Raw genomic sequence first — 16493 nt, forward strand, 5'->3', positions numbered from 1 at the left:
TAGAGACATAATGTTACTATCTCTAATCTTTGCAAAAAGTCTATCCGAAGATCAGCCTGTTTATAAATTTAGTTGGGTGTAATTTTCTTTCCCTTATCCTGCTGTTCATTAACATGGCGAAACCTCCTTTTTGAATTTTTTGCTCTAATTTATTTAAAGAAATACTATCATGATTTATTTAATTTGGTCAACTTTTATTTTAAAATATTTTTCTATTTTATTTATACGATCCTCTCAAACCTTGATATTTCATGGGTTCTGACACCATCATCTATTATAAATTTCCCTTTTTTTTTCTTGTCTCCAGAATCAAATACGGCTTCTCCATAGAAATCTACGAATTTAAATCTATAGTCAGGAGAATATATCTCAAAGGAATAATTACCCTTTAAAAGGTCTATTATATCTAACAATCTATCCAACAATTTTTTAGGCCTTCTAAAAAAAACATTTAAAATAAGTTCTTTTTCATCCTTTGAACTAATATTTAGATCTTCCAGCATGGAGTTTAAAATAAAAAAATTATCTATCTTTCCAACAAATTTTATTTTAAACTCATCTCGTTTAAAATCATCTTCGTCCAAAACTTTCATTATGCAAGGTCTTTAGTTCTTTTTATAGGGCACAGGTCCCCACACATAGTACAAGTTTCCCCATCTATTGGTTGAGATGATTTTCTATATGCCTTTGCTTTTACAGGGTCGATGCATAGTTCTAACATATTATCCCAGTTTAATTCTCCACGGGCTTTACTCATAGCATTATCCCACTCTATTGCCCCGGGAATTTGTTTAGCTATATCCCCTGCATGAGCCGCGATCCTAGAAGCGATTATTCCCTCTTTCATATCATCTAAATCCGGTAATCTAAGGTGTTCTGCTGGTGTTACATAACAAAGAAAATCCGCTCCACTGGCAGCTGCCAATGCTCCTCCAATCGCTGAAGTTATATGATCGTATCCTGGCGCAATATCAGTAACAAGAGGCCCCAATACATAAAATGGCGCTCCATGACATAATTTTTTTTCCAATTGCATATTAGCAGCTATCTCATGTAATGGAACATGTCCAGGTCCCTCTATCATTACCTGTACATCTCTTGCCCATGCTTTTTTTGTCAACTCTCCTAAAAATAATAACTCTTGAATTTGAGGAGCATCTGTTGCATCTTTTATACTTCCAGGTCTAAGTCCATCTCCTAAACTAAGAGTTACATCGTGCTCTACACATATATCAAGCAGTCTGTCATAGTGTTCATAGAATGGGTTTTCTTTTTTATTTAATTTCATCCATTCATATAAGATAGCTCCTCCACGACTTACAACTTTAGTTAATCTAGGGTTGTTATCTACTCTTTCTGCACATACTTGGTTTAAGCCTGCATGGATAGTCAAGAAATCTATCCCATTTTTTGCATGCTCTTCCACTACTTCGAAGAGGTCATCTACTGTCATATCTTTTATATTTTTCCCATATTTTGCTACTGCATCATACATAGGCACAGTTCCTAACATAACGTCAGAATATTCTACTAATTTAGTTCTAAATTCGTTGGTAGCTCCAAAGATACTAAGATCCATAATTGCATCTGCCTTATATTCCAATGCTTTTTTTACCTTTTCAAATTCTAAGTCTAAATCATATGAATCTTCCGATACTCCTAAGTTTACATTTACCTTAGTTTTTAGACCTTCTCCAACAGCTATTCCTCTAAGAGATTTATGATTTTTATTTGCAGGTATTACGATCTTTCCCTCACTCATCTTTTTAAGTAATGTCTTTTCATCTATAGTTTCAGATGCCAATACATCCCTCATTTCCTTTGTTATTATTCCTTTTTTAGCTGCATTCATCTGTGTTGTATAATTATTCATCTTGCCCCCCTATTTAATCTATTATTTCATTTAATTTTTTAATCTTTTCTACAATATTTTCTGCTCCTACTATCTCACTGACCATACATATACTGGCAGCTCCCAACCTTTTTACTTCCTCTACATTACTCTCTTTTATCCCACCAATTGCTACAAAAGGCAGATCTATATTTTTTATAACTTCTTCTAAATATTCCAGTCCTACAGGATCTTTTTCCTTCGTAGTTGTCTTAAATATAGGTCCTACCCCAATATAATCAGCTCCATCTGCCACAGCTTTCTTGGCGTGCTCCAGACAATGGGTAGATCTTCCTATTATCTTATCTTTTCCAATTAACTTTCTTACATGAGATATCTCCATATCATCCTGCCCTACGTGAACCCCGTCTGCATCTACTAAAATTGCTATATCTACATGGTCGTTGACTATAAAAATAACATTATTTTCAAGGCATAATCTTCTTATTTCTATAATCTCTTCTACCTTTTCCTTTATAGATTTTTCCTTCTCCCTGTATTGGATTATCTTTATTCCACCATCAATCATAGATCTCACACACTCTATATTAGACCTTCCATTGGCAAACTTCTCCCCTGTGATCCCGTATATTCCATGAGGTATAGTCCCTTTAGTTTTTTTCATAATATCCTCCCTTATTCATCACAAGATTAGCCATTATAGAAGCTACTATCAAAACCTTAGGAGAGTAGGTTTTATATTTATCGATCCCCTTTTTAAAATCTCCAACCACATATAGATTTTCACCAAATTTTTTAGTATGTATATTGTCGGTATCATGATGTGCTATCCCAGAGGCTGAAACAATAAGTTTATTAGAATCATAAAACTCCTCTACTAATAGAGTCTTATACTCCTTCTTATCAAAGGCTTCTACCAGGATATCGCAGTCAAAAAATAGATCTTTTATATTATTTTTTTCAATTTTTTTATCTATGATTTCAATCTCTAAGTTTGGTGCTATCCTCGTTAAATTTTCCCTCAATGCTTCTACTTTAGATTTTCCAATCTGATCATGAAAATAAAACTGTCTGTTGAGATTAGAATTCTCTATCCTGTCAAAGTCAGCTATCTTAAGGTTCGATACCCCGCTTCTTACTAAATTAACTGCTACATTTGATCCTATCCCTCCAGCTCCTAAAATACCTATCTTCATACAATCAGCTCCCAGTCTTTATGAACTACCTGATAACCCCTTTCTCTTATGGCACTTTCTGTCTCCTCCACACTTCTGTTGTCTGAAATTTCAAATTGTGGTGTTGATTTTTCCATATCACTATATGCTCCTACATTGGTTTTGGATCCTGCTGAAAATTTAGTCACTCCCAATCCAATCAGGTTATCCCTGAACTCCGCAACCTCTCTGGTAGATATATTTATCCCTGCTTTAGGAAGAAATAGTCTATAAGCCAAAACAAACTGAACAAAACTTGCGTCATCTAAGATATATTTACTCTTATAACCACCCTCTGCTTCATTTATACGAGGCAGTGAGATAGAAAACTCACTGTTTAAATATTTATCTGTAAGATATTCAGCATGAAGTCCCGATAGATAAGCTTCCTCTACCAAATCTCCCAATCCAAATAAGGTCCCGATATTTATACTTCTAAGTCCTGCTTTAGCTCCCCTTTCAGGTGTTTCCAGCCTCCACATATAATCTGATTTTTTTCCTCCCAGATGTACACTTTTATAGATTTTTTCATCATAAACTTCCTGGTATATAGTCAGTCCGTCAACTCCAATATTACCTAACCTCCTGTATTCTTCTGTCTCCAATGGGTATATCTCTACCACTACAGAATCAAAATGCTTTTTCAATATTTTAACTGCATCCTCTATATAATCTACTCCCACTAACCCTTCGGCTTCCCCTGTTAAAAGGAGGATATGTCTTATCCCTGTTTTGGCGATCTCTATAGCTTCAGCTTGTATCTCATTTAATTTAAGGTGTTTTCTATCAATCTTATTGTTTTTATTGAATCCGCAATAGGTGCATTCATTGGTACAGTAGTTTGAAATATACATGGGGATATACAGACTTATTATCTTTCCAAACTGCTGGACACTCCTCCTCTGGGCTTCCTTTGCCATCTCCTCCAGATGATCCTTGGCCTTAGGAGATAACAAATTTAAAAAATCAAACTTAGTTAATTTATCTTTTTTTATAGATCTTTTTATCTCTTCATGGGTAAGTTCATCCATATATTTTTCCATATCAAAATCTTTGAATTTTTCTACTTCTTTATAAAATGACATCTTTCCTCCTAATTATTATGTAAAAAACCTGTCAGTGGTGACGATGCATTGGCATATCTGCTTTCCTCTGCCATCCTAGCTTTGTATGCCATCCTTCCTGCTTTTACTGCCAATGCAAAAGCTTCTCCCATCTCAGCTGGGTTAGGAGAGCACGCTATTGCAGTGTTTACAAGTACTGCTGCTGCTCCCATCTCCATAGCTTCTGCTGCCTGGGATGGTTTCCCGATCCCTGCATCCACGATGATTGGAAGATCTATATTTTCTATCATTATCTCAATCATTGCCTTAGTTTCTATCCCACGATTTGATCCTATAGGTGACCCCAAAGGCATTACTGCTGCTGCTCCAGCTTCCTTTAATCTCTGTCCAGCTATTAGATCTGGAGTCATATACGGTAATACTATAAACCCTTCACCTGCCAGAACCTTCGTTGCCTTAATAGTCTCCGCATTATCCGGCATTAAATATTTCATATCATTTATTACCTCTATCTTAATAAAATCACCACATCCTGCAGCTCTTGCTATCCTTGCAATCTTTATGGCTTCCTCTGCATTTCTAGCCCCTGATGTATTGGGCAGTAGAGTAATGTCTTTAGGAATATAATTCAATATATTTTCATCACTATTATTTAAATTTACCCTTCTAAGAGCCATGGTTATTATCTGTGACTGGCTGGCCTCTAGCATCTTTGGTATCTCATCTTTAGAAGAAAACTTGCCTGTTCCTGTCAACAATCTGCTTTTAAATTCCACTCCGCCTAATATTAATTTATCCATCTCTATCCCCCTGATACAAAATATAATACTTCTACGCTATCTCTTAAATTCAAATTACTTCTCGACCAAAGGTTCTTTTTTACGACCTCATCGTTGTGTAAAATCACCACACCATCACTATCCAGCCCTAAACTTTTTACCAGATCATGGATATTTTCTGCTTCTACTTTTTTTACCTCACCGTTTAAAGTTATCTCCATCTATCCCCCTTTAGTCTTTATGTAATAAAAAAACCGTATACCCACAGGTATACGGTTATGATTGTTCTCTAAAAAAATATAACTTACTATAAATTTTATAAAAAAACTCCGCTTTCCTACGCTAGTGTTAACTAGATTCAGGTTCAAAGGGTCAGTAATTTTATACTTCTCAGCCACATGGCTCCCCTAGCTGTCTATTCGATTGTCTCTTTCTTGATTCAATTTTAGTTTATATATTTTTTCTGTTTTTGTCAATCTTTTCTTTTTTTTCTACCATTTTTTGAAACACTTCTGTAGAAATATTTCCTAGCCCTATGTCTATCCCTGCCCTGTGAAGTCCATGAAAATCAGAACCTCCAGTTAAGATAAGATCTCTTTTTTTAGCTATCTTCATAAGTTTATTTTTTTTTCTCAGAGCTATATTAGGATAATACAGTTCCAGCCCGTCCAATCCATTTTTTATCAAATTATCTATTATATTTATCACTGTATCATCTGGATGGGATATCAGATGTGGGTGAGCCAAGATAACTACAGCTCCATTGGCTTTTAATTTTTTTACTACTTCCACCATATCAACCCCTACCTTGGGAACGTATGCAGGTTTTCCGTCTCCCAAATACCTGTCAAATACTTGATCCATGGTAACTGCAAAACCTTTTTTTATTATTATCTTAGCTATATGAGGCCGTCCGATTACATTCCCAAGAACTTCCCCTTCTACTTCGGATAAACTTATATCTATTCCTAAATCAGCTAATTTTTTCAGTATCTCCAAGGTTCTATTCTGTCTTTTCTCTTGAAGATTTTTTAGCCATTCCAAAAATTCTTCATCCTCTAAATTTAAAAAATACCCCAGTATATGGATGTCTTTATTCAAAAAATTAGCTGAAACCTCTATTCCATTTATAAATGTTATACCTTTTTTTTCTGCCTCTATTCTTCCCTCTTTCAGTCCATCTACATTATCATGATCGGTAATAGCCATGACCTCTATATTATTTTGTTTAGCTCGTTCTATCAGCTGTGTAGGAGTCAGTGTCCCATCTGAAAATGTAGAATGCATATGTAAATCTATCATGAGTCCTCCTTTTTAATGTTTCATCCTTTCGCATATTTCTTTTAATTCATTATCTATATAAACCATATCCACCAGATCATCGATCCATGAATACCTATTTCTATTCTCTATCTCAGAAATAATATGAAGTGCTGTAGCTTTTACTGTAGTTTCTTCACTCCAAATTGCATGATTTAAAAATCTCAGATCATTCTCACCAGCTTTATTTAATCTTTTCATTGTATTTTTACATTCATCACATACATGGACACACCTCTCTAAGTCAGCATCTTCCTCAGTTTTTCCAACTTCGTATACACTGAGACTCCTTCCAGATTCTCCACATAGTTCACAGGTTGATTTTGATCTTCTTACCAATTCTTTTCCAAATTCTGCTACATTGTTTTTTCTTCCTTTACTTCTTCCTGTCCATTTAGCCATGATCCTATCTCCTTTTTATTTTCTTATTTCCACCTGTTATTATATCATAAACAACATAAAAACTTTAGTGTTAATAAAAAAATAGCGAAGATAGATCCCCGCTATTTTATATGTTCTATAACTTTTCCAATCCCTGCTTTAAATCATCTATAATATCATTTACACCTTCTAAACCTACAGATATTCTAACTAATCCATCTGTAATTCCTGATGCTAATCTCTCTTCTCTAGTATATGGAGAATGTGTCATCGATGCCGGATGCTGGATCAATGTTTCTGTATCTCCTAAACTTACTGCCAAAGTACATAACTCCAAGCTATTTAATAATTTCTTCCCAGCTTCTATTCCACCCTTTACGTCAAATGCTATTATTCCACCAAATCCATTCATTTGCTCCTTTGCAATCTCGTGTCCTTCATGAGATTCAAGCCCTGGATAATATACCTTTTCTATCATAGGATGATCATCTAAGAATCTAGCTATGTCATATGCATTACTGCAATGTCTTTCCATTCTAAGCTCTAAAGTCTTCATTCCTCTTATCATAAGAAAAGCGTCTTGCGGACTAAGAACTGAACCAGTCATATCCTTTACACCTATTAATCTTATTTGAGTTACTGTTTCTAAATCTCCTGCTACAAATCCTGCTACTACGTCTCCATGACCATTTAAGTATTTAGTTGCTGAATGAACTACTAAGTCAGCACCTAATTTTATAGGATTTTGAAGGTATGGTGTTGCAAATGTATTGTCTACTACTACCTTAGTTCCTTCATTTTTATGAGCTATCTCACAAACAGCTGTTACATCCACAACTTTTAAGTTAGGATTTGCCGGTGTTTCTAAATAAACTATTCTAGTATTAGGTTTCATAGCTTTTTTCACAGCTTCTAAATCAGAAGTATCAACAAATTCTACATCGATTCCAAATTTAGTTAATCCATGACACAAGAAAGCATATGTACACCCATATAAAGTTTTGTCAGCTAATAAATGATCCCCAGCTTTAAGCAATGTCCACATAGTAGATGAGATAGCTCCCATTCCTGAACTAGTTGCTAACGCCGCTTCTGCTCCCTCTAATAATGCTAATTTTCCTTCTACAACACTTGATGTAGGGTTTCCTAATCTTGAATAAATATATCCTGCTTCTTCTAAAGCAAACCTTTTACCACCTTGTTCTGCACTATCAAATACAAATGTAGAACTTTGGTATATCGGTGTAGTTAATGTTCCAAATGGATTTTTTTCTGCTCCTCCATGTATTGCCTTTGTTCCAAATCCTTTTTCTTGAATCCCTTTCATTTTAAGCCCCCTTAAATTTTAAAATGTTTCTACTCCATGTATATAACATTTTTTTCTAAAACACAATATTTTTTTAGAAAAAATATTATTTTAAAGAACACTTTTAGAGATTTTCTGTATCAACTTCCCATACCCATGGTTTTTTTCTCATAAGACCATCAGCAAACGGTATATGAACTGAAACTATAACAGCTAATAACAATAATTGCTGATACCACAATAGAGGCATAACTTCCAACGGTGTTACTTTCCCCCCTGCAAAACCTACTAAAATCAGCATTTGAGCTCCATAAGGGATAAAACCCTGAGCTATACAAGAAAAAATATCCAATATAGCGGCACTTTTTCTCGGGTCAACTTCATACTTTCTACAGAGTTTTTTAGCTATGGAACCATTTATAATTATTGCAACTGTATTATTAGCTACAGCCATATCTGTAAGTCCCACCAATGCCCCGATTCCTAATTGAGCTGTTTTTGGTCCCCTGATACTCTTTTGTATTTTTTCAAGGAGCCACTGAATTCCACCAGCTTTAGTAACCATAGCAGCTAAACCACCTGTAAGAAATGAAAGGAGAAAGATCTCATTCATTCCTACAAATCCATTATAAATTTCTTTTGAAAAAGTGAGGACAGTAAAATCTCCATAAATAAGACCGATTACTCCAGAAAGAGCAATTCCCCCGGTTAAAACTAGGAAAACATTCATTCCAATCAAAGAAAATCCAAGTACAAAGAGATATGGCAAAATTTTAATCAGACTAAAGTCATAGTTTTGAACCTCAGGTAAAATTTCAGGTCTTCCAAAAATAATTAGAAGTATAATTGTAATAATAGCTGCAGGAGCAGTAATTAAAATATTAACTCTAAACTTATCCTTCATCTCTACACCTTGAGTCCTGGTAGCTGCAATTGTAGTATCTGAAATTATTGAAAGGTTATCTCCAAACATAGCTCCTCCCATAACAGCAGAGAGCACTAGTGGAAGGGAAAGTCCCCCTTTTTCAGCTAATCCCACAGCAATTGGAGCAATGGCAACAATAGCACCTACAGAAGTTCCTGTAGCTGTAGAAATAAATCCGGCGATGATAAATAACCCGGCTGCAATATATTGTGCCGGTATATAAGTAAGTCCTAAATTAACAGTAGAATCTACTCCTCCCATGGCCTTAGATACTCCAGCAAATGCTCCGGCAAGAAGATATATTATACACATTATTATTATATCCTGATGACCGCATCCCTTGACAAAAGTACTAAATTTTTCGTTGATCGTGCCTTTAAAAAGAATAAAAGCAGTTACGATTCCAGCAAAAGCTGCTATAGGAGCAGGCAGTTGATAAAATGCTAATTCTACCCCCTGAGACTGCAACATCAATCCGCTTCCTAAATAAATTCCAATAAAAACAAAAAATGGTACCAACCCTTTAAAACTTGCTTTAACGTTTTCTTGTTTCATTTTCTCCCTCCAATTTTTCATTTTTTAATATACAATAAACCCAGTATAACTTATATAGTTTTTATACTATTTCTGCACCTTATGTTTATACAACACTTTTTCTATATAACAAAATATTTATTCTTGTTTCTGAACCAAAAGAACCATTTTAGAACTGAAGCAATGTTTTGTATGATTTTTTTAATACTTTATAAGAAAAAAAGGTGCTATCCAAAAATGGATAAACACCTCATTTTTATAAAGAAACTTTTTTATTTTTACTTCTTGCTTATCTTTTCAACTATCTCTTCTAACTCCTCATCCATATAGACCATATCCAATAGGTCATCTATCCAAGAGTATTTTCCTTCGATTTGTTTTATAAGATCTATTGCTGTAGCCTTTACTATGTTTACCTCACTCCAAATAGCGTGATTTAAAAACCTCAGATCATTTTCATCGGCTTTTTTTAACCGATCTATCGTGTCCATACATGTATCACAGATATGGATACACCTATCATAATCCGGTTCTACCTCTATCTTTCCAACCTCAAATATATTTAATTTCTGACCTGTTTCACCACATAACTCACATGTTGATTTAGATCTTCTTACCAATGTTTTTCCAAATAATGATACCTTATTTTTTCTGTCCTTTGCCTCATCGTATCCTCTTGCCATAACTACAATCTCCTTTTTATTCTATTTTTTTAGTTCTTTAATTTTTTTCCTAAAAACATCAATATCAAGGCTGCAAATGCCAGCACTGTAAAAAATCCATAGATATAAACTGCTCCATATTGCTCTATGATCACACCTGAAATATATTGAACAAACATTCCTCCTAAGGAACCAGCTGCCATAAATACCGTTATTGCCGTCCCCAGAGTATTTTTTTCTACAATATTTCGAATAAATAGATTTGCTCCTGCAAAGAACAACCCTACAGATGCTCCCTGGGATAAAAAAGTTCCTGCTATCACAGATGGTTTTGAGAATAAGAAATATACTCCCCATCTGACAGTCATACACAACACTGCTAAAGTAACTACAAATTCTACCCCTTTTTTACTTATTAATTTTGTAGAAACACCAATAAAAGGTACTTCACTGAGGGTCATCAAGAAAATCGTTGTTCCCAATAATGCCATGGACCCGCCAATCTCTTTAAAATAAACTGCAAAATAACTGTTGTGACCATTGTTAGTTCCTAAAAATAACATGGAAACCATTACAAAAACAATGTATCTTTTATTAGTTAAAAGCTTCTTTAAGTCTACCTTTTCATCGTCACCGTGTAAATTATTTATTTTCACAGGGATTTTTAAAATAATTATCCCAGTTATAATTGAAGCTGCTGCTCCTAAATATAAAAATGAAGAAGACCCGAACATCTCTATAACTTTTCCCGAAACTAAAGCTCCTACAGCAAACCCTATCGAACCCCATAACCTTATCTTTCCAAAGGCATAATGGGTAGTGAGAGATACTGTATCCATAAGGGGCATCTCACAAAAGACCGCTATTGCATAGAAGGAATATAAAATTAATATCCCCATAAATGAATTTATATAGTTCATCAGAAATAAAGTAATAAAAATAATTCCGGTTATTAAAATCAATATTTCTTTAGATTTTTTTGTCTTGTCGTTTATATATCCTAAAACTGGTTGAAAAGCCATAGCTAAAAATGACCCTATAGCAAAAATCATCCCTGATTGTCCTCCTGATATATGGACAGTTTCAAAAAATTGGGAGAAATAGAGCATACTAGCCCCTAAAGTAAAGTAGAATGTAAAATAAAATAATATGTAGATCGACACTGATTTTTCCTCCTTGATTTCTTTTCTTGTTCGTTCTGTTTTATTTTACCATTAAATGGTTGTTATTTTACCTAGTTTATTGTATAGTTTTTTATCATTATTAGAGACTTTTTTTCACCTCTGGTGGATTTTTCTGTTTTTTTGTTAACTTTTACTACAATTATATCATAAAACACATTATTCTGTAGAAGTAATTCGTGAATCCCCCCTACATAGATCTTCTAAATTTATCTTTTACTAAATCAAAAAAAACAATATTTAAATTAAGTTGCTTCTCTTTTAAATAATTATATTTTTCACCATTAATTTTATTATTTTTAGGATAAATCAAATACATGTTTCTGCAATTTTCATATTTTGTTCCATAGGCATACAACTGATACATATCTCCTTGGTTTACCCCATTATGAGTTTTACTTTCATTTAATATTTTCCACTTTGTATCCGCTATTATTATTTTTTCTTTCTTTTTAATATTTATTACAATATCTGGTTTTAATCTAAATTTCCCTTGCCCTTTCAGATACGCTAAGTGATGTTTACTATCTTGTAACTTGACGTCTAATCCTTTTTTCTTAAGGTACTGTCCCACATAACTTTCAAATAATAAGTTCATATCAAATAATAATGCAAAAGCTACCTCCCTGCCTTTATACGGAGAAAAACTATTTTCTAATAAAAACGTCTTGCTCCAAAGCAGAGTCTGTTCATAATCTTTTATCTGTCTATTAATTTTTACTTTATCAAAATCAATCTTAATATTATGAGATATTTTTATTTCATCAAAGATAAATAAAAATTCTCGTATTCTCTTCTTATTACCATTTGACTTCGATTTGCTATATAAAAACTTTAACGTTGTCTTAATCAGTCTGTTTTCTATCCTGTCATTTGAAAACTCACAATATTCTATAAAGAACCTTTCCCTATGTATATAATTTTGTTTTATTTGCTCCGACATCTTAAACTTCCCCTTCATAAATTTTAAATTTTCTGACTTTGATATGTAATCTGACTTAATACCTTTTTTTATTAATTTTGACAGTTCTTCTAAAAACATAGATATAAATATTTCTAAAAGAGGCATATTTGTAGACTTTAGATTTGCCGTATTAAAATTTTTAAAGGGTGATTTTTTTAGAGTTTTTAACATCTTAATTAAGATTTCTTTTTCTTTTTTCTCATCTTCTACATCAGCTATCTTGGGTAGAATTTCTATTGTAATTCCACTTTTAGTCTGAATCACTCCTACATAATTTTGAGCCTGTAGAACCTTACAAAAAGGTCTTTTCATAGTAATTTTTAGATATTGTGCTACACTTTCATTTTCCAAAATAAAATTTTCTAACTCTGTAAAAGTTTTTTCATCTATATAATTTTTTTCATTTTTATCTTTAGTTTGAAGAAATTGATATTCTGTTAAAACTACAGTTATATGCTTACTCATCTTTTTTTCCCTTAATCGTTTTTTCTAATTTTTTGTAAATTTTAATATATGTATTTTCTATAAATTCACTATTTATTATATAAGAAATACTTTCATCTTCTATATCATCGTGATCAAATCCTAGTATATCTACTTCATTCATTTTATTGGCAATAATAAATCTTTCATTTTCTCCTATATTCTTATTTTGTTCTTTATGATCTCCTAATACTATTTGTATCTTCTCCCAATCATCATAGAAATACTCTTGTAAAAGAGGGATTATTTTATTTTTCATAACATCATCTAATTCTTCTTTAGTTTTTACCCCTATAAAATAAGCGTGTCCAATCATATGATCTCTGTCATATAGATATTCAATTCTTTGATTAATTTTATAAAGTAATCGTCTTAAATTTATCTGCCCTATAAATAAATCGTGATCATAGTCTTCATCAAAATATAATTCATGTTCTTTATCTTCAAAATTCCAATTATTGAGTTCAAGAATATTTACTTCTTCATTTTCATCTTCTATACCATACACTTCATTCTTATCGTATAATAAACAAGGGTTAGGCATCATTTCCTCAAAATTAAATCTCCTCCTAAGAGCTGTATCCATAAGAGCTATACTCCTATCAGCAGTATTCATAGTTCCTAGGATATATAGGTTATTAGGTACGCCAAATTTATCCCCGCTATATGGTAAAGTTATTTCTAATTCTTCTTTTCCTCCTAATCTTTTACTCCCCTCTATAAGAGTAATCAATTCACCAAATATCTTCGATATATTTCCACGGTTAACCTCATCTATAATTAAAACATAATTTTTATCTCTATTATCTACCATATCCTTATTTGATAAATAGTTAATCAAGTTATCTTTATTAATACCTTGTGGTTTATTCAATGTAACTTGTGTAAAGTAGCGATCACTAACTTTTAAAGCATCTTTTGAATTCGAAAACCGTTGTAACCATTTAATTTTTCTTTTTTGATTAAAATTAGATTTTCCATCAAAATAATAATCACTTATAACTTGTACTATAGCTTTAAATTTTCTATTCCCATCACTAATGATGACAATATCATCAATTTTTATTTGATGTTTGAATCTATCTATCATATCAATGGTAGTTTGGTCATCTGAAAGTTTTTCTATATCTTTTTTTGAATTACAATTTGAAAAATTTACATTATTACCATAGCCCATAATAATAGTATCTGTATTTAACGCTTCTTCATAATAATATTTATCCTCACCATTTTGGGAATTACCTAATGACATTTTCCATATTGTTGTATTTTCATTGATTAATATATCATTTGTCTCCACTTCATTTTTTGATATACATTCTTTAATAATTAATTTAAATACACCGTCAACAACATCATAAATCATTTCATTTGTTTCGTTGCCTTCTTTCCCAGAGGGAATTGCCTTTATCCCTTCTATAAATTCCTCATATCCATAACTTTGATGAAAGGTTATAAATTCAATTTGCCCATTTTCCTTATATTCTTCAAATTTTTCTTTCAAAATTTCTCTATTGTTTTGATTTTCTAAATAAAATTGATTATCTATTATTTCCAAGGCTTTATTGACAGTATTATATGTTTTACCTGTTCCTGGAGGTCCATATAATATTTGGTTTAAAGGTACTTTATTTTTATTTACAGACCCCTTCTTTCCTTCCTCTAATATAATAGAAGAATATTCTTTTAGGTTTTTAATTATTTTTTCTAACAACTCTTCATTAATTTCTTCTTTATTAAAAGTTTCTTCAAAAAAATTTTCTTTTGTTTTATGATGATATACACCATAGTGTAAATCCTTTATATTCAAATCTAATGCATATTGATAACCTTCACTTTGACTTTTATATTTTGCATTATAAAATGCTATCCAACATGAACACCTCCCCTGGTTTTGTGAACCATCAAAATCTATATTCTTTATTTTAAATTTCAACTCTAAGTTTGGCGATATAAAACTTGAAATTTCTTTAAGATGATTTTTTACTTTTTCTTTAATTGGATTGAAAAATAAAACATATAATAATCCAAAATTTTTCCAAGCATGAAGTATATTTTTTTTATACTCCGAATTAACTTCTATTTTTATTGTTTCTAATTTTTCTTGCGTTAATTCATTTTCTAATATTGATTTTGCTGCTAAATATCTAATTTTTTTTACCTTTTCTCCACCTTTGTAATATTTCATTACTTCGACCAAATCACTTTTTTTTATTTTTTTTAACTCTTCAAATAAAAAGGATTCTTCATCTTTTAACCTCGTAAAATATTCTGATTTTTCTATTAAATATTTAATATTTCCTATGATTTTTTCTTTTTCTTCCATCTTTTTCTCCTCCTACTAAAATTCATGTCTATTCATAGCTACTCTTTTCTTTCTCAATTATACAGTATTCATCACTTTTTTCCTCGTTATCCTAATTGTTTTGATTTCTGTAACCTTACTTCAAACATATAAAAAACCTGTAAATTTAGACACTTTTTTAATGTCTAGTTTACAGGTTACGGTTTACTCTATAACCTAGCTTTTAATTATCTCCGTTGATATCTTTTGTTTACTTCTTCCCTAAAGAAATATATTACCTAATACTGATATTCCTCATAATACTTCTTCAACTTCTCCTCATCCAATATAGTTATACAATTTTTTTCTTTTTCTATACATCCTTCATCTATTAACTCTCCGGTCAATTTATAGAGCATACTCTTACTTACATTCAAGACATTGGCAACATCGGTATATTTCAATATACATATTATTACGCCCTTTATTTTTCTAAAGATTTTAGTGCTAGTGCTAGTGCTCCACAAATTCCGGCATTATCTTCTAATCCAGGAGATACAATATAATCATCTATACCTTCTAAAACCTCTTTTTTACTAATATAACCATTTAATATTTTTTTTACATTCTTTCTTATCTTAGGAAATAACTGATTTTGCTTCATCACTCCACCACCTAATATTATCTTTTCAGGAGATATTATTAGGATATAGTTAGCTAAAGCTTGAGCTAAATAATAAGCTTCTAAGTCCCAAGCTTCATGATCTTTTGGTAATTCATATGCTTTTTTTCCCCATCGTTCTTCAATAGCAGGCCCCGATGCTAACCCTTCTAAACAATCTGAATGAAACGGACATTTACCTTTATATTCATCACTAGGATCTCTCCTTATTAATATATGGCCCATCTCTGGGTGCAGCAATCCATGGATCATATTTCCTTCTACTACAGCTCCTGCTCCTACCCCAGTCCCGACTGTAATATACATAGCTGATTTTAAATTCTTAGCAGCTCCCCATTTTAACTCTCCAAGAGCAGCTCCGTTTACATCGGTGTCAAATCCCATAGGTAGTTTAAAATGTTTTTTTAACTCCCCTAATATATCGTAGTTTCCCCAGTGAGGTTTAGGAGTTGTTGTTATATAACCATAATTTTTAGAATTAATATTAGGATCTATAGGCCCAAATGAACCGACTCCTAAAGCTTCTATGTCTTTCCCTTTAAAAAAATTCACCACTTTTCCTAAAGTTTCTTTTGGAGTTGTTGTTGGAAAACTTACTCTTTCCCTTACCCCTCCATTTTCATCACCTATAGCACACACAAACTTTGTTCCTCCAGCTTCTATTGCTCCTAATAACATATAATTTCCTCCTTAAAATATGAACTAATAAAAGATTACTAATATTTTTATTCAAAATCAAGCTTTAAATAATTGAATAAAAAATCGACAGGTCATCCTATGTACAGAAGTTGGAAAATAGAAATTTTTTTGAAATTTTTATTTTCTCTAAAAAAAAACATTATAATTCTTCGGAAGCTTGTAA

At 32.1% G+C, this 16493-nt stretch carries 17 protein-coding genes and 1 riboswitch; all 17 genes read right to left on the reverse strand.

Annotated elements, in window-relative coordinates; genetic code table 11:
• Nucleotides 1-221: 221 nt before the first annotated feature.
• A complete protein-coding gene (locus K337_RS0109975) occupies nucleotides 222-593 on the reverse strand; it encodes a hypothetical protein (protein ID WP_028856481.1) in 372 nt (123 codons plus the stop codon).
• Complete coding sequence (thiC, locus tag K337_RS0109980) at nucleotides 593-1873, reverse strand: phosphomethylpyrimidine synthase ThiC (RefSeq protein ID WP_037029321.1); 1281 nt, start codon at nucleotides 1871-1873, stop codon at nucleotides 593-595. Before thiC ends, K337_RS0109975 begins: the two co-directional genes overlap by 1 nt.
• A gap of 13 nt (nucleotides 1874-1886) precedes the next feature.
• Nucleotides 1887-2516: a thiamine phosphate synthase gene (gene thiE, locus K337_RS0109985; RefSeq protein ID WP_028856483.1), complete on the reverse strand. Its 630-nt coding sequence runs from the start codon at nucleotides 2514-2516 to the stop codon at nucleotides 1887-1889.
• Complete coding sequence (gene thiF / locus K337_RS0109990) at nucleotides 2503-3048, reverse strand: sulfur carrier protein ThiS adenylyltransferase ThiF (protein WP_028856484.1); 546 nt, start codon at nucleotides 3046-3048, stop codon at nucleotides 2503-2505. Before thiF ends, thiE begins: the two co-directional genes overlap by 14 nt.
• Nucleotides 3045-4151 (reverse strand): 2-iminoacetate synthase ThiH, encoded by a 1107-nt coding sequence (thiH, locus tag K337_RS0109995; protein WP_028856485.1) that lies wholly within the window; start codon nucleotides 4149-4151, stop codon nucleotides 3045-3047. The genes thiF and thiH overlap by 4 nt, the downstream gene beginning before the upstream one ends.
• Before the next feature lie 8 nt (nucleotides 4152-4159).
• Nucleotides 4160-4930 (reverse strand): thiazole synthase, encoded by a 771-nt coding sequence (locus K337_RS0110000; protein WP_028856486.1) that lies wholly within the window; start codon nucleotides 4928-4930, stop codon nucleotides 4160-4162.
• A gap of 2 nt (nucleotides 4931-4932) precedes the next feature.
• Nucleotides 4933-5130: a sulfur carrier protein ThiS gene (gene thiS / locus K337_RS0110005; protein WP_028856487.1), complete on the reverse strand. Its 198-nt coding sequence runs from the start codon at nucleotides 5128-5130 to the stop codon at nucleotides 4933-4935.
• Between the two features lie 96 nt (nucleotides 5131-5226).
• A riboswitch (TPP riboswitch) is annotated at nucleotides 5227-5328 on the reverse strand.
• Nucleotides 5329-5359: 31 nt separating this feature from the next.
• Complete coding sequence (locus K337_RS0110015; RefSeq protein WP_028856488.1) at nucleotides 5360-6211, reverse strand: PHP domain-containing protein; 852 nt, start codon at nucleotides 6209-6211, stop codon at nucleotides 5360-5362.
• A gap of 12 nt (nucleotides 6212-6223) precedes the next feature.
• Nucleotides 6224-6631: a hypothetical protein gene (locus tag K337_RS19215; RefSeq protein ID WP_051251705.1), complete on the reverse strand. Its 408-nt coding sequence runs from the start codon at nucleotides 6629-6631 to the stop codon at nucleotides 6224-6226.
• A 115-nt stretch (nucleotides 6632-6746) separates the two neighbouring features.
• Nucleotides 6747-7937: a methionine gamma-lyase gene (gene megL / locus K337_RS0110025; RefSeq protein ID WP_028856489.1), complete on the reverse strand. Its 1191-nt coding sequence runs from the start codon at nucleotides 7935-7937 to the stop codon at nucleotides 6747-6749.
• A 103-nt stretch (nucleotides 7938-8040) separates the two neighbouring features.
• Nucleotides 8041-9396: a Na+/H+ antiporter NhaC family protein gene (locus K337_RS0110030; protein ID WP_028856490.1), complete on the reverse strand. Its 1356-nt coding sequence runs from the start codon at nucleotides 9394-9396 to the stop codon at nucleotides 8041-8043.
• 257 nt (nucleotides 9397-9653) lie between these two features.
• Nucleotides 9654-10058: a hypothetical protein gene (locus K337_RS0110035; RefSeq protein WP_028856491.1), complete on the reverse strand. Its 405-nt coding sequence runs from the start codon at nucleotides 10056-10058 to the stop codon at nucleotides 9654-9656.
• A 29-nt stretch (nucleotides 10059-10087) separates the two neighbouring features.
• Nucleotides 10088-11200, reverse strand: coding sequence for an MFS transporter (locus K337_RS0110040; protein WP_028856492.1), 1113 nt, complete (start codon nucleotides 11198-11200; stop codon nucleotides 10088-10090).
• A gap of 208 nt (nucleotides 11201-11408) precedes the next feature.
• Complete coding sequence (locus tag K337_RS0110050) at nucleotides 11409-12647, reverse strand: McrC family protein (RefSeq protein WP_028856493.1); 1239 nt, start codon at nucleotides 12645-12647, stop codon at nucleotides 11409-11411.
• Nucleotides 12640-14991, reverse strand: a complete 2352-nt coding sequence (locus K337_RS20270) for an AAA family ATPase (RefSeq protein WP_051251706.1) — start codon at nucleotides 14989-14991, stop codon at nucleotides 12640-12642. The genes K337_RS0110050 and K337_RS20270 overlap by 8 nt, the downstream gene beginning before the upstream one ends.
• Before the next feature lie 257 nt (nucleotides 14992-15248).
• On the reverse strand, nucleotides 15249-15413 hold the full coding sequence (locus K337_RS19875) for a helix-turn-helix domain-containing protein (protein ID WP_156877356.1): 165 nt from the start codon (nucleotides 15411-15413) through the stop codon (nucleotides 15249-15251).
• A gap of 20 nt (nucleotides 15414-15433) precedes the next feature.
• Nucleotides 15434-16309, reverse strand: a complete 876-nt coding sequence (locus K337_RS0110065) for an ROK family protein (RefSeq protein WP_028856494.1) — start codon at nucleotides 16307-16309, stop codon at nucleotides 15434-15436.
• Between the last annotated feature and the right edge of the window lie 184 nt (nucleotides 16310-16493).

Source organism: Psychrilyobacter atlanticus DSM 19335 (genome assembly GCF_000426625.1).
GTDB lineage: Bacteria > Fusobacteriota > Fusobacteriia > Fusobacteriales > Fusobacteriaceae > Psychrilyobacter > Psychrilyobacter atlanticus.

What these genes read in the sequence shown, in the direction of transcription:
- K337_RS0109975 (WP_028856481.1), bottom strand. Translation starts at nt 593, where the DNA reads ATGAAAGTTTTGGACGAAGATGATTTTAAACGAGATGAGTTTAAAATA.
- thiC (WP_037029321.1), bottom strand. Translation starts at nt 1,873, where the DNA reads ATGAATAATTATACAACACAGATGAATGCAGCTAAAAAAGGAATAATA.
- thiE (WP_028856483.1), bottom strand. Translation starts at nt 2,516, where the DNA reads ATGAAAAAAACTAAAGGGACTATACCTCATGGAATATACGGGATCACA.
- thiF (WP_028856484.1), bottom strand. Translation starts at nt 3,048, where the DNA reads ATGAAGATAGGTATTTTAGGAGCTGGAGGGATAGGATCAAATGTAGCA.
- thiH (WP_028856485.1), bottom strand. Translation starts at nt 4,151, where the DNA reads ATGTCATTTTATAAAGAAGTAGAAAAATTCAAAGATTTTGATATGGAA.
- K337_RS0110000 (WP_028856486.1), bottom strand. Translation starts at nt 4,930, where the DNA reads ATGGATAAATTAATATTAGGCGGAGTGGAATTTAAAAGCAGATTGTTG.
- thiS (WP_028856487.1), bottom strand. Translation starts at nt 5,130, where the DNA reads ATGGAGATAACTTTAAACGGTGAGGTAAAAAAAGTAGAAGCAGAAAAT.
- K337_RS0110015 (WP_028856488.1), bottom strand. Translation starts at nt 6,211, where the DNA reads ATGATAGATTTACATATGCATTCTACATTTTCAGATGGGACACTGACT.
- K337_RS19215 (WP_051251705.1), bottom strand. Translation starts at nt 6,631, where the DNA reads ATGGCTAAATGGACAGGAAGAAGTAAAGGAAGAAAAAACAATGTAGCA.
- megL (WP_028856489.1), bottom strand. Translation starts at nt 7,937, where the DNA reads ATGAAAGGGATTCAAGAAAAAGGATTTGGAACAAAGGCAATACATGGA.
- K337_RS0110030 (WP_028856490.1), bottom strand. Translation starts at nt 9,396, where the DNA reads ATGAAACAAGAAAACGTTAAAGCAAGTTTTAAAGGGTTGGTACCATTT.
- K337_RS0110035 (WP_028856491.1), bottom strand. Translation starts at nt 10,058, where the DNA reads ATGGCAAGAGGATACGATGAGGCAAAGGACAGAAAAAATAAGGTATCA.
- K337_RS0110050 (WP_028856493.1), bottom strand. Translation starts at nt 12,647, where the DNA reads ATGAGTAAGCATATAACTGTAGTTTTAACAGAATATCAATTTCTTCAA.
- K337_RS20270 (WP_051251706.1), bottom strand. Translation starts at nt 14,991, where the DNA reads ATGGAAGAAAAAGAAAAAATCATAGGAAATATTAAATATTTAATAGAA.
- K337_RS0110065 (WP_028856494.1), bottom strand. Translation starts at nt 16,309, where the DNA reads ATGTTATTAGGAGCAATAGAAGCTGGAGGAACAAAGTTTGTGTGTGCT.